Annotated in this window: 20 protein-coding genes; 12 read left to right on the top strand and 8 right to left on the bottom strand. The window is 57.9% G+C overall.

Annotation, left to right across the window (positions count from 1 at the left end; genetic code table 11):
- A complete protein-coding gene (locus tag RMR24_RS06345; protein WP_310614237.1) occupies positions 1-2007 on the bottom strand; it encodes a PAS domain S-box protein in 2007 nt (668 codons plus the stop codon).
- A complete protein-coding gene (locus RMR24_RS06340) occupies positions 2007-6065 on the bottom strand; it encodes a YhdP family protein (protein ID WP_310614236.1) in 4059 nt (1352 codons plus the stop codon). The genes RMR24_RS06345 and RMR24_RS06340 overlap by 1 nt, the downstream gene beginning before the upstream one ends.
- On the opposite strand from RMR24_RS06340, the gene glnE reads away from it, so the two are divergent.
- A complete protein-coding gene (gene glnE / locus RMR24_RS06335) occupies positions 6057-8819 on the top strand; it encodes a bifunctional [glutamate--ammonia ligase]-adenylyl-L-tyrosine phosphorylase/[glutamate--ammonia-ligase] adenylyltransferase (protein ID WP_405023313.1) in 2763 nt (920 codons plus the stop codon). The two genes, RMR24_RS06340 and glnE, sit on opposite strands and share 9 nt — an antisense overlap.
- 35 nt (positions 8820-8854) lie before the next feature.
- Here glnE and rfaE2 read toward each other — a convergent pair whose 3' ends face one another.
- Both rfaE2 and RMR24_RS06325 read right to left on the bottom strand, forming a co-directional pair.
- Positions 8855-9358 carry a D-glycero-beta-D-manno-heptose 1-phosphate adenylyltransferase gene (gene rfaE2 / locus RMR24_RS06330; RefSeq protein WP_310614234.1) on the bottom strand — a complete coding sequence of 168 codons (504 nt, stop codon included), beginning with the start codon at positions 9356-9358 and terminating at the stop codon, positions 8855-8857.
- A 35-nt stretch (positions 9359-9393) separates the two neighbouring features.
- On the bottom strand, positions 9394-10368 hold the full coding sequence (locus RMR24_RS06325; protein WP_310614233.1) for a cobalamin-dependent protein: 975 nt from the start codon (positions 10366-10368) through the stop codon (positions 9394-9396).
- 100 nt (positions 10369-10468) lie between these two features.
- On the opposite strand from RMR24_RS06325, the gene RMR24_RS06320 reads away from it, so the two are divergent.
- Genes RMR24_RS06320 through RMR24_RS06290 form a run of 7 tightly spaced genes read left to right on the top strand, consistent with a single transcriptional unit; the run spans position 10469 to position 16300 of the window.
- Positions 10469-11068 (top strand): glutathione peroxidase, encoded by a 600-nt coding sequence (locus tag RMR24_RS06320; protein ID WP_405023312.1) that lies wholly within the window; start codon positions 10469-10471, stop codon positions 11066-11068.
- Positions 11065-12366 (top strand): FAD-dependent oxidoreductase, encoded by a 1302-nt coding sequence (locus tag RMR24_RS06315; protein WP_310614232.1) that lies wholly within the window; start codon positions 11065-11067, stop codon positions 12364-12366. The genes RMR24_RS06320 and RMR24_RS06315 overlap by 4 nt, the downstream gene beginning before the upstream one ends.
- Positions 12366-13148, top strand: a complete 783-nt coding sequence (locus RMR24_RS06310; protein ID WP_310614231.1) for a DUF1365 domain-containing protein — start codon at positions 12366-12368, stop codon at positions 13146-13148. Before RMR24_RS06315 ends, RMR24_RS06310 begins: the two co-directional genes overlap by 1 nt.
- Before the next feature lie 15 nt (positions 13149-13163).
- Positions 13164-14396 carry a cyclopropane-fatty-acyl-phospholipid synthase family protein gene (locus RMR24_RS06305; protein ID WP_310614230.1) on the top strand — a complete coding sequence of 411 codons (1233 nt, stop codon included), beginning with the start codon at positions 13164-13166 and terminating at the stop codon, positions 14394-14396.
- A complete protein-coding gene (locus RMR24_RS06300; protein WP_310614229.1) occupies positions 14393-14980 on the top strand; it encodes a chalcone isomerase family protein in 588 nt (195 codons plus the stop codon). Before RMR24_RS06305 ends, RMR24_RS06300 begins: the two co-directional genes overlap by 4 nt.
- A 60-nt stretch (positions 14981-15040) precedes the next feature.
- Positions 15041-15823, top strand: a complete 783-nt coding sequence (locus tag RMR24_RS06295) for an SDR family NAD(P)-dependent oxidoreductase (RefSeq protein ID WP_310614228.1) — start codon at positions 15041-15043, stop codon at positions 15821-15823.
- Between the two features lie 9 nt (positions 15824-15832).
- Complete coding sequence (locus tag RMR24_RS06290) at positions 15833-16300, top strand: nuclear transport factor 2 family protein (RefSeq protein WP_310614227.1); 468 nt, start codon at positions 15833-15835, stop codon at positions 16298-16300.
- On the opposite strand, the gene RMR24_RS06285 is transcribed toward RMR24_RS06290, so the two are convergent.
- A complete protein-coding gene (locus tag RMR24_RS06285) occupies positions 16297-16911 on the bottom strand; it encodes a glutathione S-transferase N-terminal domain-containing protein (protein WP_310614226.1) in 615 nt (204 codons plus the stop codon). The genes RMR24_RS06290 and RMR24_RS06285 overlap by 4 nt on opposite strands.
- Before the next feature lie 83 nt (positions 16912-16994).
- Here RMR24_RS06285 and purB point away from each other — a divergent pair, with 83 nt between their 5' ends.
- Both purB and RMR24_RS06275 read left to right on the top strand, forming a co-directional pair.
- The gene (gene purB / locus RMR24_RS06280; RefSeq protein WP_310614225.1) at positions 16995-18407 is read left to right on the top strand and encodes an adenylosuccinate lyase; all 1413 of its coding nucleotides are present in this window, start codon (positions 16995-16997) and stop codon (positions 18405-18407) included.
- 5 nt (positions 18408-18412) lie between these two features.
- Positions 18413-18973, top strand: coding sequence for a YaeQ family protein (locus RMR24_RS06275; protein ID WP_310614224.1), 561 nt, complete (start codon positions 18413-18415; stop codon positions 18971-18973).
- A gap of 24 nt (positions 18974-18997) precedes the next feature.
- On the opposite strand, the gene RMR24_RS06270 is transcribed toward RMR24_RS06275, so the two are convergent.
- Complete coding sequence (locus tag RMR24_RS06270; protein ID WP_310614223.1) at positions 18998-19405, bottom strand: DUF3717 domain-containing protein; 408 nt, start codon at positions 19403-19405, stop codon at positions 18998-19000.
- A gap of 78 nt (positions 19406-19483) precedes the next feature.
- Between RMR24_RS06270 and RMR24_RS06265 the strand changes: the two genes are divergently transcribed.
- Positions 19484-19843, top strand: coding sequence for a phage holin family protein (locus RMR24_RS06265; RefSeq protein WP_310614222.1), 360 nt, complete (start codon positions 19484-19486; stop codon positions 19841-19843).
- Here the strand turns inward: RMR24_RS06265 and RMR24_RS06260 are convergent.
- The gene (locus RMR24_RS06260; RefSeq protein ID WP_310614221.1) at positions 19796-21400 is read right to left on the bottom strand and encodes a M48 family metalloprotease; all 1605 of its coding nucleotides are present in this window, start codon (positions 21398-21400) and stop codon (positions 19796-19798) included. The genes RMR24_RS06265 and RMR24_RS06260 overlap by 48 nt on opposite strands.
- 46 nt (positions 21401-21446) lie before the next feature.
- Between RMR24_RS06260 and moaC the strand changes: the two genes are divergently transcribed.
- Positions 21447-21926, top strand: coding sequence for a cyclic pyranopterin monophosphate synthase MoaC (gene moaC, locus RMR24_RS06255; protein ID WP_310614220.1), 480 nt, complete (start codon positions 21447-21449; stop codon positions 21924-21926).
- A 130-nt stretch (positions 21927-22056) separates the two neighbouring features.
- Here the strand turns inward: moaC and RMR24_RS06250 are convergent, their stop codons facing one another.
- The gene (locus tag RMR24_RS06250) at positions 22057-22839 is read right to left on the bottom strand and encodes a glycosyltransferase family 2 protein (RefSeq protein WP_310614219.1); all 783 of its coding nucleotides are present in this window, start codon (positions 22837-22839) and stop codon (positions 22057-22059) included.
- Between the last annotated feature and the right edge of the window lie 7 nt (positions 22840-22846).

Raw genomic sequence — 22846 nt, 5'->3', positions numbered from 1 at the left:
TCAGGCCTCTGCGCCGGATTGTGGCAGGGTGAAACTGAAGACTGTGCCGCGCGGGGTGTTGGCATGGTGGCTTAAAAAGCCGCCGTGCTGTTCGACCACGGTGCGGCACAAACTCAACCCCAAGCCCATGCCTTCTTGTTTGGTGGTGAAGAAGGGCGTGAAGAGTTTTTCGGCCACGCCTTGCGCAATGCCTTGGCCTACATCGGCCACCAAAAACTCCAACCAGCGGCTGTTGGCATTGGATGCCGCAGGGCGCACGCTGAGGGTCAGCACCTTGTGTGGCGTATCGCCCGCCATGGCTTGCATGCCATTGCGCGCGAGGTTCAGCAACACTTGTTCCACCATGGTGCGGTCGCACAGCACGGCGGGCAAATCAGACGGGCAATGAACAACCACGCGCACCCCGAGTTTGCGTGCTTGCAAAATGACCAAGGGCATCACGTCGTCAAGCAAGGCACGCGGCTTGACGGCCTCACGCGCTTGGTCGCGGCGTCGCACAAAGTCATGCACGCTTTTGATGACCTTGCCTGCTCGCTCAGCCTGTTGCCCAATGCGTTGTATCGCACTGCTCAAAGTTTCGGCCAACTGTGGGTCTTTGAATGCCGCGTCTTGCAACAAGTTCATGCTGCCGGTTGCGTAACTGGAAATAGCAGCGAGCGGTTGATTCAGCTCGTGGCTCAAGAGCGATGCCATCTCGCCCACGGTGGCCAAACGCGCGGTGGCTTGCAGCCGCTCTTGGCTGGCACGCGACACTTCTTCCACGCGGCGCTGCTCGCTCACGTCCAGCACGGCGCCCATCCAACCCGTTTGTTCGCCCAAGGCATTGATGAGCGGGGCCTCAAAGATCATTACGGGAAAACGCTCGCCGTTTTTGCGCATGAACACCGATTCAGCGCCTTCGCGCGGCGGTGCGTTGCCAGCCAAGCGCAAGGCTTGGCGTTGGCCGTATTCGTCCACCATCTCGGGCGGCCAATAGGGCGCAGGAAGGCTTTGACCAATCAATTCTTTAGCTTCAAACCCCACCATCTCGCAAAACGCGGGGTTCACATAGGTGATGCGACCTTCGCTGTCACGCGCACGCAAGCCCGTGACCAGTGAGTCTTCCATGGCTTTGCGAAAGGCCAAGGCATCGGCCAGGTCTAGCTCGACGCGCTGGCGTCTGCGCATGTCACGCGCTAGCATGACCAACACGGTGACCAAGGCAAGCGCCATGGCGGTCACCAACGCCGTCAACACATTGGGAAAGAGGTCGGGTGCAGCGCGCCAACTGTCTATGCGCAGCACCATGGTGTGGCCGGGCAAATCTATCAGCTGCTTGGCAATGAACACGCGCGAGCCACGACGCGCCGTGCCATGCATGGCCAAGCGCGTGCCGTCCGACTCTGTGAATGACACCTCTTGGCTACGCGTGAGCTGCTGGCCCACCATGTTGACCAAGATTTCGCCCAAAGAATACGTGGCCACGGTGTAACCCGTTAATACGCCATCGGTGATGACGGGCAAACACAGATCCATGATCTCCAGCCCCAAGCCATTGGTTTGCGGCACGTAAGTGCTCGCGCCATAACCGGGGCCACTTTGGCGTCGCGCCACACCGCAGGCTTGCACCACTTCGGGCTGGTTGGCCTCGCGACCAAAACGGCTGAAGACGGGTGCATGAAAGGGCGTGTCCACACTGTTGAGAACGCGCAGCTCGGTGTCGCGCAACTCCAAACGCAGCCACTCACGGTGCTCGCGCAGCATGGTGCTGGCCTCTTGCGTCCAGGGCACTGCCGAATGATTGGCGTATTGCAAAGCTTGCAAACTTTGCACATTGCGGGTGAGCGCGGTACGGATGTCGCTCACCGCATCGGCTGCGTCACGCTCAATTCGGCTTTGCACTTGCGTCACCTCATAGCGACCCGCAAGCCACACCAAGGTGCTGAGCATGGACAACACCAGAATGACCAAAACCGCCCACAACACACGGCGGCGTGTGCGCGACGCAAGCGGAAACGAGAACGGCATCAGTCGACCTTGGTCACGCGCGGGCTGCTCCACGTGCCATCTACAAAAAATTCATTCGTGCCTGCACGCACCAGCGGTTTGCTCAACACCATTTGCGCCAAGTAGGTGGTCAAGCCAATCAGGGGGTTGATGGTGGCCACATACAGTGACGCTGTGCCCGCATTGATTTCAGGCACCACCACCACTTTGAGTTTTTGGGTCTCACGCACCAAGTCGGCACTGCCTTCGATCAACGCGCCGGCCACCACGCCCTTCATTTGCAAGTTGTTGGTCGATGCCACACCTTGGTCAATGCCAATATCGCCACGCACAAAATCAAAGGCAAAGCCGTCGCTGAAGATGTCACTGAAATCTAAGGTCAAGCGGCGTGGCAGGGCTTGCAAATTGAGCACGCCCAGCAATCGCGCCGCGCCTGGCTCGGTCTTTAAGAACTGACCTTTTTCAATCGCCAAATGCATCTTACCGTTCATGCTGGCGTAGTCCAACGTGATGGGGGAACCCTGCCAAGACACTTGGCCCTCTAGGCGACCTTCGCCATGGCGAATCGCGCCGGGGGTGCCTAAGCGGGTCAACAAATCGCCACTGTCACGAATGGCCAACACAAAGTTAAATTGGGTGCGTCGCACCAACGGCCCCTCTGCCGCCCAGACGCCGTTGGCGGTCAACGTGGCCTCGGGCAGGATGACGTTGAATTTGTTCAAACGCCACTCCCGCACGGCATTGGTGCCCACGCGGTTGACGGCTTCAATTTCAAGCCGGCCCAGTTTTTTGCCACGCAAGGTCAGGTCATTCACCACGATGTCTAGGCCGGGAATGCTGCTGGGCTGCTCTGTCAACAAGCTTTCGACATCGGGCACCAAGCTTGGTGGAATATTCAAATAGGCCAAGCGCACATACAAGTGTGCGGGCAGGTTGCCATTGGGTGGGCGAACTTCAGCAGAGCCATTGAGTTCGTCGGCGCTGATGTTCAAGCGCCACAGCTCCCCTTGGCGCGTGCCGCCAACCAGCACCTTGTGGATCAAACGGTCAGACACTTTGATTTGGTCTGCGCGCAAGGCTGCGAATGCAGGCATGTAGTCTTGCGCATCGTCCGATGCGGCCTCAGACCCAACCACCGATTGACGCGTTGATTTGCGCTTGAGTGGCGAAACACCGGTGAATTGTGTCAGTGCCGTGTTCCACGCATCCAGATCTAGCACGGGCAATTGCAAATTCAAGCTCACCGCGTTGTCGCGCATGGGCACCGCATCCATCACCGACTGGCCTACGGCGATGCCACCTCGCACCACACGCGTGCGCGCGCCGCTGAGGTCGCGCACGTAAGTCACCGACACAACCCGCCCCAGCGTGACGCTGATTTGGTCTTGCAACACGCGCGACTTGGGCTGTAATGATTCACGCGTGAGCTGGGACTCAATGCGCAGCGGCATCAACGCGGCAGCGGGTTTACTCAAAGGCGCCGGCAAGGTCAAGGCCATGCCTTTGAGGTCGCTGTTGATAGACAACTCGGGCACGCCACGACGCAAACCTAAATTGGCACTGTATGCCGACTTGCCTGTAGCACGTTGCGCAAGACGCGAGACAAACCCAAGTTCACGCGCTTGTCGCAGGCCTTCGGCCGTCAAGTCACCACGGATCTTGAGTTGCAAAGGTGATTGGCCTTCAGTCGCCACAAACGACAGGCCACCATCGAGCGTGGCATCGCCTCCCAACAATTGCGCCTGCAGGCCCTTGAGCTGAAAGCCCTGCTCGCTGAACTGCAAGGTGCCGCGCATGCGGTTGAGCACCGGCGTACCTGGCATCACTTGCAAGGCGTTGTCAGCAAACACCACACTGCCTTGCACCGTGGATTTGTCCAGATGGTCAATGGGTAAGGTCAAGGCCAATTTGAAATTGGCATCGCCCGTGGCTTGGCTTTTGCTGAGCACCGTGCCGGTTAAATCATTGAGGGTAGATTTGGAAATCATGTCTAACACTTGGGCCACAGGCCCACGGGCCTCACCCGTCACGCTGACCACGGGCTGGTCAAGTTTGGGAATGTTGGCCACCAGTTTTTGCCACGTCACTTGGGGCGCACCTGCCAGTTGCGTGCTGCCTTTGAACTGCAAAGTGCTGCGGTCAAACACCAGATCACCGTTGACTTCGGTTAGGGCTGGCCATGCGGCGGTTTGCACCGTCTTGGCCTTGGTTGGCACGGGGGGCACATAGGCATAGTGGCCCTGCGCCACTTGCGCGGCAATGCGGAACTCTCCGAGCTTGGGGTTGTCAAACGGCATGTCGCGCAAGTTGCCGCGCAAGCGCATCGTCACATGGCTGGCGTCACCTGCTTGCACGGCGTCACGCACATAGGCACGCACATCGCGCGGCAATGTGTTGGGCAAGTAACGATGCACATGTGCCACTTTGGCGCGGCTGAGTGTGGCGGTTAAATCCAACACGCCGGGCAAGCGTGCGCTGGCTTCGCCTGTTTTCCAATTCCCGCTGAACTCGCCCGCCAAGTCGGCGTTCACCACGCGGCCTTGGGTGAACTGCACCGCCACCTCGTCACCTTTGTGTTGCCACGCAATTTGTGCCGAGGCTTCTTCTAACGCGATGCGGGGCTCGTCCAGCCCAACCGGCAAGGTGATGCTGCCGTTGAGAATGCTGACCCGCGCCTTGCCGCCTTTTTGCGTCAAGTCAAACTCCAGCTGCGCCGCTTGCATGCCGGGCACGTCGGCCAAGGGGCTGGTGGGCAAAGCATCGCGTTGCATGGCCAACTGACGGACTTGGCCTTTGGCGCTGTAGTTCAACGAGGCATCGGAATTTTTTTGCCATGTGGCTTTGAGCTGGTTCACCTGACCTTGCGGCTGCACGCGCGACAACATGGCACGCAATGCTTCGGGCAAAGGCAAGCGTTGGCTGATTTGCGCCAAGGCTTCCAAGTCCAAACGATCAGCGGTCAAAGTGCCCGCCTCAAACGCATCACCGCGCCAGCTCACGCGCAAAACGCCGCCAGGCCAATGCTCGCCCTCTTGGGTGTCGAACACCAAGTCTTGGCTGCTGATTGCAACCTCACCGTCTTGCCACTGCACACCGATGCGCCCGTGTACATGACGCAAAGCCAAAGGCAACACATTGACACCCAAACGGGCATCCACAGCATCCAAGGCCACGTCAGCGGTCACGCCCTGGGGAACGCCATTTTTCACATCGGCCCACAAGCGCAACGCGCCTCGGCCCTCTTGCAAAGACAAGCCTTTGTCCATGGGCACCCATTGGCGCAAAGTGGCCAGGTTGACGAACGGCAAGTCTCCAAACATCTCACCCGACCATTGCGAGGTGTCGCCTGCACGCTGCCACGGCGGCTGATAAAACTTGCCCCGCACCGACAAGCGTTGACCGAACGCCTCGGGCGGCGTAAGGTCAGCACGCAACGCGTGTTGAAACCATTGGTTCTTGATAGACAGGTCAACACCTTGCAGCGTCAACACAGGCGCAGGGGTTTGCGCAGCACTTGTGCGGCTGTCGTCACGCCAGTGAATCAGACCGCCACGCACCACAAATTCGGGTTGCGAAAAAAACCAATCCGCACCACTGCCGTCACCCGCAGCACCCGTGTCAATGCCCGCCACCCACACATGACCATTGGCATCTCGGCGAATTTCGAGCTCGGGTTGTTCAATGTCGAGTTGCTCAAACTGACCGAGCAACACCGAACGCGGCGACATCGCGGCCAACACGCGTGGCAAGCTGAGTGCCTCGCGGCCTTCGCGGTCGTACAACTGAATGTCGTTGAGCTCAAACCATGGCACCAGCCAACCGCCTTGGGCGGTGATGCTGCCGATTTCCACGCGCAGCCCTAAAGCGCGTGTGGCTTGTTGTTGCATCACTTCGCGGTAATCACCGATTCGCGGCACAATGAAAATGTGCAAAGCGCTCCAAGCCAGCAACACAGCCACCCACGCGAAGAACACCAAACCCAAGACCCAATGAAGCGCACGACGCCAGCCTGACTTGGTTTTCAAATCAGCCGCAAGGCTTTCGGGGGTGGGTTTTACAGAGTCTGACAAATGTTTCATGGTGCTAGCAACGTGACCAGAATTATCCCCTCCTCTCTGCCCAATCTGAGTACTTATTCGCGCTTCGTCCAGCGTTTGCGTCGCCGGTACGCGAATGAGCTGCATTTGTTGCCCGAAGGTGCACCCGTGTTGGCCACGATGCAAACCTGTTTTAAAGCGCTGCGCCAAACCCACAACTGCGCCGACTCGCTGCGCATGCTGCGCCAGCTGGTGATGGAACGCTTGGTGGTGCTGGACTGCGAACAAGGTGCCAGCCTCGATGTGATCACCCGCGCGGTGACCAAGCTGGGTGAGTTCACCCTCGACATCGCCTTTCGCGAAGCCCAAGCTCAGCTGGACGTCAGCTTCGGCTCGCCCACCACACCCAGCGGCGAACGGGCGGTGCTGTGGATCATCGGCATGGGCAAATTTGGCGCGCGCGAGCTGAATGTGTCCAGCGACATCGACCTCATTTATGTGTACGACGAAGACGGCGACACCACGGGCCTGCCCGATGGGCGCGGACGCATCAGCAACCACGACTACTTTGCCAAAGCCGTCAAACTGATTTACGCGCTGATTGGCGACACCACAGACCACGGCTTTGTGTTTCGCATGGACTTGGCATTGCGCCCCAACGGCAATTCGGGCCCGAGCGTGGTGTCGCGCCAGGCGTTGGAAGAATATTTTTTGGTTCAGGGGCGCGAATGGGAACGCTTTGCGTGGCTCAAGAGCCGTGTGGTTGCACCCTTCAGCGCGAAGGCCCATGCGTTCGAGTTGCGTGACACCATATTGCCCTTTGTGTTTCGCCGCTATTTGGATTACAGCGTGTTCGAGTCCTTGCGCGGACTGCACCAGCAAATTCGCAAACACTCGGCCTCGCGCAGCGCGGGCCGCCCCGAGCGTGCCAACGATGTGAAGCTGTCGCGCGGTGGCATCCGTGAAATTGAGTTCACGGTGCAGCTGCTGCAAGTGGTGCGTGGTGGCCACTTTCCCGAGCTGCGCACGCGCCCCACCTTGGCCGCTTTGCAGCGCTTGAGCCAAGCCAACCTCATGCCCGCGGCCACCGCCGATGCGCTGGCCAAGGCCTATGTGTTTTTACGCCAAGTCGAGCACCGCATTCAATACTTGGACGACCAACAAACCCATGTGCTGCCCACCAACGACGACGACTTGAACTGGATGGCGCTGACCTTGGGCTTTGGCGACACTTGCGACTTTTTGAGCCAGCTCGACAGCCATCGCGAGCTGGTGGCGCAAGAGTTTGACCGCTTGCTGGGTTTGGGCGACAAGACCGAGCCCAACAGCAATAGCAATGGCAACAACAACGGCGACTGCAAAGGCTGCACGCCCAAACACGACTACGTCGATTTGGCCTCCTTGCTGCCCGACTTGAACCCACGCTTGCGTGAGCGCGTCATGCACTGGTGCGAGCTGCCCCGCATCCGCGCCCTGCGCGATGACAGCGTGCAGCGCTTACTCAAACTTTTGCAACGCACCAACGCGTGGATTGACGCTGGCCGTGTGAGTGAAGAAGCCGCTGTGCGTTGGACTGACTGGATGGAGCCGCTGCTGCGCCGCGAAAGCTATTTGGCCTTGTTGATCGAACGCCCGCGTGTGCACGAACAACTCATGCGACTACTCGGCATGGCACGTTGGCCTGCCAAGTATTTGCAGCAGCACCCTGGCGTGATTGACGAGCTAGCAGGTGAGGCTTTGTTGGCTGAGCGCTTTGTGCCCGAAGAGTTTGAGCAAGAGCTAGAACGTCGCTTGGCCTCGCTCCAATCCACCGGCCAAGCCGACGAAGAAACTCTGCTCAACTTGCTGCGCCGTGCCCACCATGCAGAAGTCTTTCGCACCTTGGCACGTGACGTAGAGGGCCGCATCACGGTGGAGCAAGTGGCCGACGATTTGAGTGCCTTGGCCGATTGCCTGCTGAAAATCACCAGCCGCTGGGTCTGGCAACACTTCAAACAACGCCACCGCGACGAACCGCAGTTCGCCATCCTGGCTTACGGCAAGTTAGGCGGCAAAGAGCTGGGCTACGGCAGCGACCTGGACATTGTGTTTGTGTACGAAGACGCACATGAACGGGCGGGCGAAATCTATGCGGCCTATGTGCGCAAGCTCATCAACTGGCTGACCGTGAAAACCGGTGACGGCGATTTGTACGAGATAGACACCGCGCTGCGCCCCAACGGCAACTCGGGTCTCTTGGTTTCGACCTTCGACGCCTATGCCGACTACCAGGGCCAACGCGGAGAAAACACCGCGTGGACTTGGGAACACCAAGCCATGACGCGTGCGCGTTTTTGCCTAGGCGCACCCGAACTCAAAGCGCGTTTCGACAGCGTGCGTGCCAATGTCATCAATGCCAAACGCGACCTGGCTGCTTTGCGTCAAGAAATTGTGACCATGCGCGACAAGATGCGCGCCGCCCATCCCTTGAAACCAGATTTGTTTGACGTCAAACACAGCGCGGGTGGCATGGTGGATGTGGAGTTTGCCGTTCAATATTTGGTGCTCGCCCACGCAGAGCAACACCCCGACTTGCTAGCCAACGTGGGCAATATTGCTTTGTTGCTGAGCGCTGAAATATCAGGCTTGTTGCCTTCGGGCGTAGGTGCGGCGGCAGGCAGTGCTTACCGTGAACTTCGCCGCGTGCAACACCGTGCCCGATTGGACGAACAGCCGACACAAGTGCCGACGGTTGAACTAGAGAAAGAGTGCGCAGCCATCCAAGCTTTATGGCGCTGCGTGTTTGGCACAACTTAAAACGCAAGCGCTCACGCTGCGGCGTGCCCTTGCTTTTAGCCTTGGCGAATCTTCTTCACCAAGGCCGTGGTCGAGTAACCATCGACAAACGGAATCGCTTGGGCGCGACCACCGTAGGCCAGTACCACTTGCGTCTCAGCGAGTTTGCTCATGTCGTAATCGCCGCCTTTGACCAACACATCGGGGCGCAACTCGGTGATGAGTTCCAGCGGTGTGTCTTCGTCAAACCAAGTCACCAAACTCACAGACTCTAAAGCGGCCATCAACGCCGCGCGGTCTAGCTCGTTGTTCAAGGGGCGGTCTGGGCCTTTGCCCAAACGGCGTGCGGAGGCGTCGCTGTTCAAGGCCACCACCAAACTGCCGCCCACGCTGCGGGCCTGTGCTAAATACGACGCGTGGCCACGGTGCAGCACATCAAAAACGCCATTGGTAAACACCACCGGACCCTGCGCACGCAAAGCGGCCACGCGTTGCACCGCGTCTTGTCGTGAAGAGAGCTTGGAGAGAAAAGCGGGGGGAAGCAAGGTGATGTCGGTCATGGTGGCGCAATTCTAGGCGGCGCCAGCCTAACGGATCAGCTGTGCAGACCCGCAGCGACCTTGCTTTTCGCTTTGGTTTGTGGATGACGCCATTGGTCGACAGCCTCAGAAATTGACGTCAGGCCTTGCAACACCAGCACCTGCTCAATTTGGCGGCGACGCAGCACGGGTGCGCTGCCGCCCGCCCAAACCTTGACCGTCGAAGGCAAGAGTGAATTCAACTCACGCAAGCCATCCACCACATGGTTGGGATTCATGTTGAGGCTGAAGCTCAAGGCCACCACATCGGCGCGGTATGCGATAGCTGCTTGCGCAATGTCGCGCACCGGGGTTTGTGTGCCCAGCGACACACAACGACAGCCCTGCAAAGTCAGCAAACCCTCGACCATCAACAGACCCAAGCCGTGCGACTCTTTGGGGAAGGTGGTCAGCAGCACTGTCGGCCCGCCACCGAGGGCGGATTTGGGAATGGCAGCTATGGCTTGACGCATCAAGGTGCTCACGCACTCGGTGTAGAGATGCTCTTCGTGCACAGCCAAATCACCACGCGCCCAGGTATCACCCACCAGCGTGGTCAAAGGCGCCACCAAATCAGTCACAAACTTTTGCAGTCCATCTTGCGTCAACACGTGCAGCAGTTCACGGCGAATGCCATCGTGGTCTTGGGCTTGAAGCAGGGTGATGTAGGCCGTCAAATCTTCGCGCACAGGCACAGCCATGGACTGGCTTGACTGCAAAGAAGCCTCGCCTCGGCTCAAGTGTTCCAAGGCGTCCATCGATTGCGCCACGATTCGCCCTGGGCGATGGCCTTGGTCCATCAAGCGTTTGATGACGCGTAGCTTCTCGACCTGGGCCATGGGGTACGTGCGCTCGTCGTTGGCATCGCGGGCAGGCGTGGGAAACCCATAGCGGCGCTCCCACACGCGCAGGGTGTCTTTGCCAATGCCGGTGTCACGTTCGACGGCCGAAATAGACAGCGTGATTTGTGAAGGGTCTTCACGTGCGTTCATGGTTAGAAATCCCCCGCAATTGAACGTGGAGAATAGTTGCGTCCTAGACAGTTTTTTCATATTAAGCCATGATTGCCCCTGTTCGAAAAAGGGCTTTCCCGTGATCTACCGTTTTGTATTCGCATCCATTGGGCTATTTTTTGGCCTCAGCCCAGCCTACAGCGCACCCGAAGGCGCGGCCGCATCGGCCGGCTGCCCACGCGTGTTGCAACACACGGTGGCACGGCTACAAGATGAAAAACCGCAAGCCCTGTGCCAATACGCAGGCCAAGTGGTGGTGGTCGTGAACACCGCCAGCTTTTGCGGATTCACACCGCAATACAAAGGCCTAGAAGCCTTGCACGCCAAGTACAAAGACCGTGGCTTGGTGGTGCTGGGTTTTCCGAGCAACGACTTCTCACAAGAGCCCGATAGCAACGCCAAGATTGCTGACTTTTGCGAAAACACCTTTGGCGTGAAATTTCCCATGTTTGTGAAAACCACCGTGCGTGGCCCAGACGCTTTGCCACTGTTCAAACAACTGGCCGAACAAACTGGCACAGCGCCCAAGTGGAACTTTTACAAATACGTGATCAGCCGCGATGGCAAAAGCATCAAGAGCTTCAGCAGCATGACAGGCCCGCAAGACAAAAGTTTTGTGCAAGAGATTGAAAAGCAATTGGCAGAAAAACAAACTGTTTCTAAAGGTGCTGCGCAATGAAGCCACGCATCGCCATCGTAGGGTCGGGCATTTCTGGCCTGTCTGCCGCACACCATTTGCACGGAGCAGCTGACGTCACACTGTTTGAAGCGGGTGACTATTTCGGCGGTCACACCCACACCGTGGACGTGACCTTGCCCACTGCCACTGGCATGCAAACACACGGTGTGGACACGGGCTTTTTGGTTTACAACGAGCGCACATACCCTGGGCTGATTGCCTTGTTTGAAAAGCTGCACGTGGCCACCGTGAAATCTGACATGTCGTTTTCGGTCCAAGTGCCGAACAAAAATGGCAAGGGCGCTTTGGAGTGGAACGGCGCCAACCTCAACACCGTGTTTGCCCAACGCAGCAACCTGTTCAAGCCCAACTTCTTGCTGATGCTGCGCGATGTGATGCGCTTCAACACGCTGGCCACCGAGCTGGCCGAGCGCAACCAAGACCACGAACTCGCGCAGCCGCTGAGCGGTTTTTTGTTCTCGCACAAATTCAGTGAGGCGTTTCGCGATTGGTATTTGCTACCCATGTTGGGCTGCATCTGGAGTTGCCCCACCGACCAAATGCTGAAGTTTCCAGTGGCCACCATGATTCGGTTTTGCCACAACCACGGTCTGATTCAAGTCAACAACCGCCCACAGTGGTACACGGTGGCAGGCGGCGCACGCCACTATGTTGAGAAAATTTTGGCGGGCATTGCAGACAAACGGCTGAACACACCGGTGCTTCGCATTGAACGCGACGCACACAGCGTGACACTGCAAACGCACAACGGCTCAGAGAGGTTTGACCAAGTGATTTTGGCCAGCCACGCCGACCAATCGCTGGCCATGCTGGCAGAGCCCACGCCGCAAGAAGTGGCCACTTTGGGCGCCATTCGTTACCACCCCAACCGCGCCGTGTTGCACACCGACACCTCGGTGATGCCCAAGACAAAACTCGCATGGGCCGCTTGGAACTACGAACGCGCCGCGCACAGCAACACCGAGTCCACACGCGTTTGCTTGCACTACTGGCTCAACCTGTTGCAGCCGTTGCCGTTCACACAAGACGTGATCGTGTCGCTCAACCCTGTGCACGAGATTGACCCCGCCCACATTCTTGGCGAATACGACTACGCCCACCCCGTGTTTGATTTGCCAGCCATTGAGGCGCAAGCCCAAATGCCGCAGCTGCAAGGCCAGCAACACACCTGGTTTGCCGGCGCGTGGATGGGCTACGGGTTCCATGAAGATGGCTTCAAGGCTGGGCGTGATGCCGCACAGACTTTGCTGGCCAAATCGCGCACGCTCAGCGCATGATGTCAAGCGCTGCAACCGCCACCGACCAAGCCAAAGCCATGATTGGCTTTGGCCAAGTGCGTCACACGCGATTGCGCCCCACGCCGCACGCATTCAACTACAGCACCTTCTTTTTGATGTTGCCCATGCGCACGCTGCAAAGCGATAACGATGCCGTGCTGCCCATCAACCGCGCAGGCGCCATCAGCTTTCACGACGTGGACCATGGCGACGGCCGTGACACGAAAGAAGGCGGCGCACTGGCTTGGCTAGACGAGCTGCTACACAGCGAAGGCATCGCCGACGCGACGGGCGAAGTTTGGCTGCACTGCTACCCGCGCGTGCTGGGCTACACCTTCAAGCCCGTGAGCTTTTGGTATTGCCACGCCGCAGACAACAGCTTGCGCGCCATCGTGGTGGAAGTGAACAACACCTTTGGCGAGCGTCATTGCTATTTGCTAGACCGCCCGCACTACGGCGTGGAGCAACGCGCCAACAAGGTGTTTCATGTGTCGCCGTTTTGCGCCGTGCAGGGCGACTACCGCTTTCGCTTCATGCGCACGGCAGACCACACCCTGGCCCGCGTCGACCACGACGATGCCGCTGGCCCCTTGATTGAAACCAGCGTGAGCGGCCAACTCAAACCCATCACCCCATCCGAGTTGCGCCACGCCCTATGGGGCTACCCGCTGATGACGCTGATGGTGATGGCACGCATTCACTGGCAGGCCTTGAAGCTGTGGCTCAAGCGCGTGCCGTTTTTCACCAAGCCCACACCCCCGCAAGATTTTGTGACTCGTTGATGTTGAGACCCGCCCATGAATAGCACGACCTCCACCACTCGCTCCTCTCAGACCGAAGCCATGCCCGCCGCCGCACGCCGCGTGCTGAGCCTGCTGCAACGTTTGCAACACGGCACGCTGCATGTGCAGTGGCCCGATGGCCGTGTGGAGCAATTTGGCTCACCGTCTGCTTCTGGCAAAGAGCTCAATGCCACTTTGCATTTGCACAGCTACGCACCGCTCACACAGGCATTGAAATCCGGCGACATTGGCTTTGCCGAAAGCTACATCGCCGGCGAATGGACCACCAACAACTTGGCCGACTTGCTGCAACTTTTGGTGGCCAACCGCCGCGACATGGACGAGCTGATTTTTGGCAGCTGGCTGGGCCGCTTGTATTACCGCGTGCGCCACCTGTTGCATCGCAACACGCGCAGCAACAGCAAGAAAAACATCCACGCACATTACGACTTGGGCAACGCGTTTTACAAGTTGTGGCTAGACCCCACGATGAACTACTCGTCCGCTTGGTTTGACAACGACCACGCCAAGCCCATGACCGACGCGCAAACCGCCAAAGTGCGGCGCGCCCTGCGCATGGTGAACGCCAAAGCGGGTGATCGCATTCTTGAAATCGGTTGCGGTTGGGGCGCATTGGCCGAGCTCGGCGGCACAGAGTTTGGCGCACACATGAGTGGCGTGACCCTGAGCCACGAACAACTGGCCTTTGCCAACCAGCGTATGCAGCGCTTGGGTTTAGACAGCACCAGCAGCTTGCGTTTGCAAGACTACCGCGACATTGACGATGGCCCGTATGACGCCATTTGCTCCATCGAAATGCTGGAGGCCGTGGGTCAAGAATATTGGGACACGTATTTTGAGAGCGTGGCCCGCTTACTTAAATCGGGCGGCAAAGCCTGTGTGCAAACCATCGTCATCGACGACGCGCTGTTTGAGCGCTACGTGAAAAGTACCGACTTCATTCAACAATACATCTTCCCCGGCGGCTGCTTACCTTGCCCCCGCGCGTTCCGCGCACACGCTGAGCGCGCTGGCCTGAAAGTGGTGGACGAGTTGGCCTTTGGTTTGGACTACGCTGAGACACTGCGCCGCTGGCGTCACCAGTTCATGGCGGACAAAGCACAGGTGTTGCAGCTCGGGTTTGACGAACGCTTCATGCGCATTTGGGAGTTTTACCTCGCTTACTGCGAGGCTGCGTTTGAGCAACACAACACCGACGTGATTCAGTTCACCTTGCTCAAACCATGACCACACGTCGCGCGGCTTTAAGGCTTGGGTTTCACACAGCGCTGGTGGCGACTGCGAGCTTTGGGCCGTTGCGCGTGACGCATGCTCAAACCAACCGCGAACCGTTGCAACCCACGCCCCAGTTGCGCCAGGTGTTGACCGCGCCGCGTTTGGTGGGGCAACAACGCCTCACCTATTGGGGGTTTGACGTGTACGACGCCAGCCTGTGGGCCAGCTCGGCGTTTGTGGCTGAGGACTGGGCCAAACAACTGCTGGTGCTTGAGCTGCGCTATTTGCGCGACTTCAAAGGTACAGACATTGCGCAGCGTTCCATCGACGAGATGCAAGGTCAGCGACCGTTGAGCGCCGTCCAACAAAACACTTGGTCAGCCACATTGCAAGGGATCATTCCCAATGTGCGCGCGGGCGAACGCATCACCGGCATTTACGCCCCCGACAAAGGCATGCAGCTGTTGCACCAAGACCGCTTGTTGGGTGAGCTGCGCGACCTCGACTTGGCGCAGCGTTTCATGGGCATTTGGTTAGCGCCCGAAACCTCACAACGCAAACTTCGTCAGCACCTGTTAGCAGGCGCACAGCCATGACCCATGTACATGGTCGGGATGGTATGGTGATGCCACGCAATGTTCACACGGGTTCTTGATATGCATCTTTTAAAACCTCTCAACCCACCCATCACCGACTGGCATGGCCGCAGCGTGTGGCTGATTGGCGCATCCAGCGGCATTGGCTTGGCCACGGCGAAAGCCTTGCACGCAGCAGGCGCACGTGTGGTGGTGTCGGCGCGCAAGGCCGAGTTGTTACAACAGTTTGTCGATGCGCACCCCGGCGCTCAAGCCGTGGTGCTGGATGTGAGCGATGCCTCGGCCATGGCAGAAGCCGCCAAGTACGTGCAGGCACAACAAGGCTTAGATGTGGTGATGTATTGCGCCGGCTACTACCAGCCCATGCGCGCGGCTAACTTCGCCTTGCCGGAGATACTGCGCCACCTTGACGTCAACTACACAGGCGCACTGCGCGTGCTAGATGCCGTGCTGTCCACACTGGTGGCGCAAGGCTCGGGGCACCTCAGCTTCATTTCCAGCGTCGCAGGCTTTCGCGGCTTGCCACAGAGCTTGGCCTATGGACCCACCAAAGCCGCGCTCATCAATTTGGCCGAGGCTTTGCACTACGACTTGTCACCGCACGGCGTGGGCGTGAGCTTGATCAACCCCGGCTTTGTGGAGACACCGTTGGTGGCGAGCAATGATTTTCCAATGCCAGCACTCATTTCATCTGAAAGGGCTGCAACCGAGATTCTCAAAGGTTGGCGCAAAGGCGAATTTCACATTCACTTTCCTAAACGCTTCACGCGCATGATGATGTTGTTGCGCTTGCTGCCCTACCGCTGGTACTTTGCCTTGGTGCGACGCGGCACTGGCATGTGAACGGAAAACATGTCTTTCAACACCCAATCGTCAGACACGCCTGAAGCTGCCTTGCAGCGTGTGGTTCATTTCTTTGAACATCTCAAGCCCACGGATGTCGCACGCATGGCCGAGCTCTACACAGCCGACGCGCAATTCAAAGACCCGTTCAACGAAGTGCAGGGCTTGGCCGAAATCGAACACATTTTTGTCCACATGTTTGAAGCGCTGGATGCGCCACGCTTTGTGATCACCACCCAAGTACTACAAGGTACGCAGTGCTTTGTGACTTGGGATTTTTTGTTCGCCATGGCGCGCATAGATGGCGGCACAACTCAAACCATTCGCGGGGCCACGCACTTTGTGTTGCGCGAAGAAGCGGGCCTGTGGCGCGTCGCCGTACACCGTGACTACTGGGACGCGGCTGAAGAGTTGTACGAAAAACTGCCCGTGGTGGGGGGCTTGATGCGCTGGTTAAAAAAACGCGCCAACAGTTAAGTCGGCAGCGTGTCTTTGAAACTTTGGCGTTGCGCCAAGCGTTCGTACAAAGCCCCAAGGTTGGGGTGTTGTCCACGCCAATCGATGGCGGGGAAACGGAAGTCCAAATAGCTGACCGCGGTGCCTACCGCAATGTCGGCCAAGCTCAGGTGAATGCCCACGCAGTTGCTGCGTTCGGCCAAGGCACGGTCCATGGCGATCAAGCTGTCGTCAATTTTTTTCATTTGACGGTCAATCCAAGCTTGGCTGCGCTCGCCCTCTTTGCGGCCTGGCCATGAGGCTTCGAGGCGGGCCAGAATGGCTGCGTCCAACAGTCCATCGGCCAAGGCTTCCCAAGTTTTCACTTCGGCGCGCTCGCGGCCACGCTCTGGAATGAGCTTGCCCACGGGCGAGAGTGTGTCTACGTATTCCACGATCACGCGCGAATCAAAAATAGCTTCGCCGCCTTCCATCACCAAGCAGGGCACCTTACCCAAAGGGTTAGACGCAGAGATGTCGGTGTCTGCCGCCCACACGTCTTCGGTCACAAACTGGAAGTCCAGTTTTTTCTCGGCCATGACGATGCGCACTTTACGCACATAGGGGCTGGTGATTGAACCAATCAGTTTCATAAGCTTTTCACAGTTTTATTGGGTGTGTAGTTTATCTGGCTTGCGTATACATCGCCATTGGGCCATGCACCTAAAATTGCTGTATGAGCAATACCCATACATCCCAAGCCACCTCGCAAGCAATCTCCCAAGTCACCGCCCTCTCGCCACTCGATGGTCGCTACGCTGGCAAAGTCGCCGCGCTGCGCCCCTTGATGAGCGAGCAAGGCTATATGCACCGCCGCGTGCAAGTGGAAATTGCATGGTTCATCGCTTTGAGCGATGCGGGCTTTGCCGAATTCAAACCTTTGAGCGCCGCCTCACGCGCCTATCTAATCAGTTTGGTGACGAACTTCAGCACCGAAGATGCGCTGGCCATCAAGGACGAAGAGAAAGTCACTAACCACGACGTGAAAGCGGTGGAGTACTGGATCAAGAAAAAATTCAAAGGCCACACCGAGCTTGAAGCCGCTTCTGAGTTTGTGCACTTTGCGTGCACCAGCGAAGACATCAACAACACAAGCCACGCCCTGCAATTGCAAGCGGGCCGTGATGAAGTCATCTTGCCTGGCCTCGACGGCCTGATTGCCAAGCTGCGCGAGATGGCCCACGCCTTTGCCGACGTGCCCATGCTCAGCCGTACCCACGGCCAGACCGCCAGCCCCACCACGGTGGGCAAAGAAGTGGCCAACGTGGTGGTCCGCTTGAAACAAGTGCGCGAGCGCATTGCAGGCGTACACATCATGGCCAAGATGAACGGTGCCGTGGGCAACTACAACGCACATATGAGCGCTTGGCCCGACTTCGACTGGGAAGCCTTCAGCCGCAAAGTGGTGGAAACGCCTGCGCCTTTGGGCTTGGGCCTGACGTTCCAGCCCTACAGCATTCAAATCGAACACCACGACTACATGGCCGAGTTGTTTGACGCCGTAGCGCGCGCCAACACCATCCTGATCGACTGGTCGCGCGACGTGTGGGGCTATGTGTCGTTGGGCTACTTCAAGCAACGTTTGAAAGCCGGTGAAATTGGCTCGTCCACCATGCCGCACAAAGTCAACCCGATTGACTTTGAAAACGCCGAAGGCAATTTGGGTTTGGCCAACGCCATGCTCAAGCACCTGAGCGAAAAGCTGCCCATCAGCCGCTGGCAACGTGACCTGACTGACTCCACCGTGTTGCGCAACATGGGCGTGGCTTTGGGCTACACCGCATTGGCGTACCAATCGCTCAGCGTCGGCCTGAACAAGCTCGAACTCAACGAAGAAGCGTTGGCCGCCGACCTTGATGCTGCATGGGAAGTATTGGCCGAACCCATCCAAACCGTCATGCGCCGCTATGGTGTGCAAGGCGCTTACGAGCAACTGAAAGAAGTGACGCGCGGCAAAACTGTCACCGCCGAAGCCCTGCATGGTTTGATTGCCTCGTTGCAAATTCCGCAAGCCGACATTGACCGCTTGCTGGCCATGACGCCCGGCAGCTACGTGGGCAAAGCCGCCGAACTGGCGCGTCGCGTTTAAGCAAGATGGCCATCAAATCCACCATCTTCAAAGCGAACGTTCAAATCGCTGACATTGACCACGGCTACTATGCCGACCACGCGCTCACCCTCGCGCGTCATCCCAGCGAAACGGACGAACGCATGATGGTGCGCTTGGTCGCTCTGTCATTGCAAGCGCATTTGCTACAAGACGTGTGCAACGGCGACGGCGTGTTGGCCTTTGGCGCTGGCCTGTCCAATCCCGACGAACCGGATGTGATGTTGACCGATTTCACGGGACGCAAGCGCTTGTGGATTGAGGTGGGGCAACCGGAAGAAAAGCCACTGCTCAAAGCATGTAGCAAAGCTGATCAAGTGATGTTGTATGTGTTTTCCAGCTCAGGTGATGTTTGGTGGAAGAACATGCAAAACAAACTCATCAAGCCCACGTCATTGCAGGTGTGGCGCATCCCTAGCAGCGCCTCGCAAGACTTAGCCAAGCTCGCTGAGCGAAGCATGCAGTTGCAAGCGACAGTTCAAGAAGGTGTGGTGATGATGAGCAACGGCAAGACCACCGTAGACATCGAGTGCGAGCGCTGGAAATAGTGCTGTAAAGAGCGCTGTAAAAACTTACTCGCCCCGCGCCCGCTCAGCGTATTTGTTGAAGCGCCAAGACGTGCCAATCATGGTGATGCGTCGCCAGGTGCTGCGCTTCTCGCCTGGTGACATTTCTGGCCAGTACTGCACTTCTTCAAAGGTACGGCCGCAGCCCTTGCACTCTTCATCGCCTTGGCTAGTCGAGCAAATGGCAATGCAGGGCGCATCCGCTGTGGTGCGGTACCAACCCAGCCATGCCTCATAGGCTTTTTTAGGAAACCCTTGCTCAGCCGCTTCGTCGTGGTGGTAATAAATCATCAAGGCATAGACCTCGGCCAAGGCACGAATTTCGGGCGCGAGTGTGACGCCGTCGGGCGAGGGTTTTTGTTCGCGCCAATAGTTGATGGCCGCCTCAATGTCGGTGATGTGAATGGCAGCCATCGCGTTAGAGTTTGTTACCTAGAAAGCAAGGTGAAAGTGGGCTGTGGATGATAGCGGCAATGCTATGCTGACCATGCAATGAAACTACTTTTAACTTGGGTACTCCACGCCACAGCCTTGATGGCTTTGGCGCATCTCTACAGCGGCGTCGAAGTCACGAGCTTTGGCGCGGCCATGGCCGCTGCGTTGGTGATGGGTATTTTTAACCTCATCGTGCGCCCAGCCCTGGTGGTGTTGACTTTGCCCGTGACGTTTCTCACATTGGGTCTGTTTTTGTTTGTCATCAACGCGTTCATGTTCTGGGCCGCGGCTGGTTTGCTGGATGGCTTTTGGGTACGCGGCTTTGGCTCGGCCCTGTTGGGCTCACTGATTTACTCAGCCTTTGGCGTGTTAATTGATGCCGCGCTCGAGCGCTTGTTCCCGCCGCAGTCGCTCTAACTCACGCAAACGGGCGTCGATGATCGACGCCTCCATGTGGCCCACGCGGTCTAGCTTGCCCTCACTCGCCATTTGATGCGCCAGCGTTTGTGCGGCCTTGAACCGATCTACGGCTGCACCGTAATCCAACTCCATGGCACGCGCTTCGGCTTGTGCACGAATGGCACGCAAGACATCGCCCTGCAACTCGTATGCCGAGGCCTGTAGCAACCACGCCGACGCATCGCGCGGATGCTGGCTGAGCCACCAAGACAAATCACTCGCAGCGGTTTTCCCCTGGGCTGGCTTTTGTGTACCCACGCGGCTGCGTGCCAGCAACATACGCGTGGCGCGATCGTTGTTGGCGATCACCGTGGCTTTGGGTTCCAGCAAAGCCACCGCTTGTGAGGCGTCTCCGGCCGACAAAGCCAACTCGGCCGCCAACAAACGCACGGCACGTGTGGCGTTCAACTCTAGGCCATTCAAACTTTGAAGACGTGCCAGATGTTGACGAGCCGCCGCAAAGTTGCGCTGCTCCATCTCGGCCAAGGTCGCGCCATACAAAACGCCCGCTTGCTTGGGTTTGCTTTCAGCGCCCAACGTCGTGGCATTGGCTAGCCCCGCGATGCTGCGCAGCGCATCCACGCCGGGCTTGGCCAGAACTTGCGCACGCGCAGACATCATGGCGTGTGTGGTTGTGGTGGCCACTGCAGCGCGTGCCGGTAACAACTGCTGACGCGCCTGCGCATCTGAAATACGTTCAGTCGTCATGGGGTGGCTGCGCAGGTAGGGGAATGAGCCGTTGTCGTTCAAACGCGCGGCTTGTTGCAACTTTTCAAACATGGTGACAAAGCCTTGCGGCTCGTAGCCCGCTTCGGTCATGACACCGTAGCCGATGCGGTCGGCTTCGCGTTCCATGTCTCGGGAAAAATTGAGCTGGCTTTGAATGGCTGCGGCTTGACCGCCCATCATCAATGCATTTCCTGCACTGATGCTGCTGCTGTTGACAGACCGGCTGGCCGCCAACATGCCCAAAATCAAGGCGCCCATCACCATCGGGCCTTGGCGGCCTTGCTGCGCAATCATGCGGGCGATGTGGCGCTGCGTGACATGGCTGAGCTCATGCGCCAGCACCGAGGCCAATTCGTCTGCGCTGCTGACCGCCGAAATCAAACCCAGATGGACACCCAAATATCCGCCTGGCAACGCAAACGCGTTGATGCTGCGGTCGCGAATGAGCGAAACCTCCCACGCAAACTGTTGCTCTAGTTCGGGTGTCAATTCCCCACGCTGTCGTGACGAGGCAAGCAAGATTTGCCAAATCGACTGTACGTAGTCGCCCAGCACGGGGTCATCTAAATAATCAGGGTCGCGGTAAATTTCGCGGGCAATGCTCTCACCCAAACGGCGCTCCACGCCCAGCGGCACTTCGGCGCCATCGCCTAAATTGGGCAAGCGGTTGTTGTTAATTTGCGCCTGCGCAGGGGCCACTGGCAGCAGCAAAGCCGTACACACGCCCAGCACGCCCAAGCGGCGTAACAGGTGAGGTGAAAGCAAGGAAGAAAGCATGTGTGCCATGGACCGTATGATGCGGCTTTCATGTTAACCCGTTGTAAATTTCAGCATGTCCACACTCACACATTTTGATGCGCAAGGCCAAGCCCACATGGTGGACGTGGCTGACAAATCCCACACCAAACGCGTGGGCGTGGCCACGGGCCGTATCGCCATGCTGCCCGCCACCTTGGCTTTGATTCAAAGCGGCACGGCCAAGAAAGGGGATGTGTTGGGCATTGCACGTATTGCGGGCATTCAAGCCGCCAAGAGAACCAGCGACTTAATTCCTTTGTGTCACCCGCTTGCTCTTACCCGTGTGGCTGTGGAATTTGCCATTGATGAGGTCACGCACAGTGTGCACTGCACGGCGACCGTTGAAACCGTTGGCCAAACTGGCGTGGAGATGGAAGCCCTCACCGCCGTGCAAGTGGCTTTGCTAACGATTTACGACATGTGCAAAGCGGTGGACCGAGGCATGACGATGACCGACGTGCATTTGCTAGAGAAGCATGGCGGCAAGTCGGGCAGCTACATTGCCCATGCCTAATTTCGAAACAATGCTGGGTTCAAATTAACCCAGTAATTTGTAGTTCTTTTTCGCCAAGCATTCCCTAACTCTGACGCTATTGGTGCTTTCGATTAGCGGGTACTCTGTCGGTGCCAATTCAATGAACGATTTATCTTGGATCGACCTCTTCGGCCAACTGCATGTGCCAGAGCTTCAAATACTTGTAGTAACTGGTCTCGGCATTGGAGATGGACAGCGCCAAGCCGTGTGCGCCGTCTAAGAAGCCACGGCGTATCACATAGGTGCGAAAGAAAGCCCACGCCCCATGGCCCAAGGCACCGGCCACGGATGACCGCTTGCCACGCGCATAGGCTTGCTTGGCTGACGCACTGGAATAAGCATCCACCTTGGACAGCACTTGCGAGAAGTTGAGATAGCTGTAATGCAGCAAATGGTGGCGCAAGGCGACCACTGTTTGCTCACTCAACACGCGCTCATGCACCAAGTCGTCTGAAAACTTGGCTGTGCCGCGTTTGAACAAGCGCAACACGTAATCTGGCTGCCAGCCCGCGTGGTGAATGAACTTACCGCAATAAGACGACAAGCGGGGGAGTTTGTAGGCCGCATCTGCATCACCGGCTTGCAACACGCGTTTGATTTCTGCCGCTAGCTCGGGAGTGACGCGTTCGTCTGCGTCAATAGAGAACACCCAATCACACGTGGCCAAATCAAGCGCACGGTTTTTCTGCGGGCCAAAGCCAGGCCAATCGGCAGGCTGTGCCACTTTGGCGCCGTACTGCTGCGCGATGGCCACGGTGGCATCGGTGCTTTGGCTGTCCACCACGATGATTTCATCGACCAGGCCATGCATGGACTGCAAGCAGTCGTGCAGGTTGTGCGCTTCGTTGCGCGTGATGATGATGGCCGAGAGGGTGGGACGTGTGTGGGTCATATGACGG

It is taken from the genome of Limnohabitans sp. (assembly GCF_031539105.1).
Lineage (GTDB): Bacteria > Pseudomonadota > Gammaproteobacteria > Burkholderiales > Burkholderiaceae_C > Limnohabitans.
This window is presented reverse-complemented; position numbering and strand designations above follow the sequence as displayed.

What these genes read in the sequence shown, in the direction of transcription:
- RMR24_RS06345 (WP_310614237.1), bottom strand. Translation starts at nt 2,007, where the DNA reads ATGCCGTTCTCGTTTCCGCTTGCGTCGCGCACACGCCGCCGTGTGTTG.
- glnE (WP_405023313.1), top strand. Translation starts at nt 6,057, where the DNA reads ATGTTTCATGGTGCTAGCAACGTGACCAGAATTATCCCCTCCTCTCTG.
- RMR24_RS06340 (WP_310614236.1), bottom strand. Translation starts at nt 6,065, where the DNA reads ATGAAACATTTGTCAGACTCTGTAAAACCCACCCCCGAAAGCCTTGCG.
- rfaE2 (WP_310614234.1), bottom strand. Translation starts at nt 9,358, where the DNA reads ATGACCGACATCACCTTGCTTCCCCCCGCTTTTCTCTCCAAGCTCTCT.
- RMR24_RS06325 (WP_310614233.1), bottom strand. Translation starts at nt 10,368, where the DNA reads ATGAACGCACGTGAAGACCCTTCACAAATCACGCTGTCTATTTCGGCC.
- RMR24_RS06315 (WP_310614232.1), top strand. Translation starts at nt 11,065, where the DNA reads ATGAAGCCACGCATCGCCATCGTAGGGTCGGGCATTTCTGGCCTGTCT.
- RMR24_RS06310 (WP_310614231.1), top strand. Translation starts at nt 12,366, where the DNA reads ATGTCAAGCGCTGCAACCGCCACCGACCAAGCCAAAGCCATGATTGGC.
- RMR24_RS06305 (WP_310614230.1), top strand. Translation starts at nt 13,164, where the DNA reads ATGAATAGCACGACCTCCACCACTCGCTCCTCTCAGACCGAAGCCATG.
- RMR24_RS06300 (WP_310614229.1), top strand. Translation starts at nt 14,393, where the DNA reads ATGACCACACGTCGCGCGGCTTTAAGGCTTGGGTTTCACACAGCGCTG.
- RMR24_RS06295 (WP_310614228.1), top strand. Translation starts at nt 15,041, where the DNA reads ATGCATCTTTTAAAACCTCTCAACCCACCCATCACCGACTGGCATGGC.
- RMR24_RS06290 (WP_310614227.1), top strand. Translation starts at nt 15,833, where the DNA reads ATGTCTTTCAACACCCAATCGTCAGACACGCCTGAAGCTGCCTTGCAG.
- RMR24_RS06285 (WP_310614226.1), bottom strand. Translation starts at nt 16,911, where the DNA reads ATGAAACTGATTGGTTCAATCACCAGCCCCTATGTGCGTAAAGTGCGC.
- purB (WP_310614225.1), top strand. Translation starts at nt 16,995, where the DNA reads ATGAGCAATACCCATACATCCCAAGCCACCTCGCAAGCAATCTCCCAA.
- RMR24_RS06275 (WP_310614224.1), top strand. Translation starts at nt 18,413, where the DNA reads ATGGCCATCAAATCCACCATCTTCAAAGCGAACGTTCAAATCGCTGAC.
- RMR24_RS06270 (WP_310614223.1), bottom strand. Translation starts at nt 19,405, where the DNA reads ATGGCTGCCATTCACATCACCGACATTGAGGCGGCCATCAACTATTGG.
- RMR24_RS06265 (WP_310614222.1), top strand. Translation starts at nt 19,484, where the DNA reads ATGAAACTACTTTTAACTTGGGTACTCCACGCCACAGCCTTGATGGCT.
- RMR24_RS06260 (WP_310614221.1), bottom strand. Translation starts at nt 21,400, where the DNA reads ATGGCACACATGCTTTCTTCCTTGCTTTCACCTCACCTGTTACGCCGC.
- moaC (WP_310614220.1), top strand. Translation starts at nt 21,447, where the DNA reads ATGTCCACACTCACACATTTTGATGCGCAAGGCCAAGCCCACATGGTG.
- RMR24_RS06250 (WP_310614219.1), bottom strand. Translation starts at nt 22,839, where the DNA reads ATGACCCACACACGTCCCACCCTCTCGGCCATCATCATCACGCGCAAC.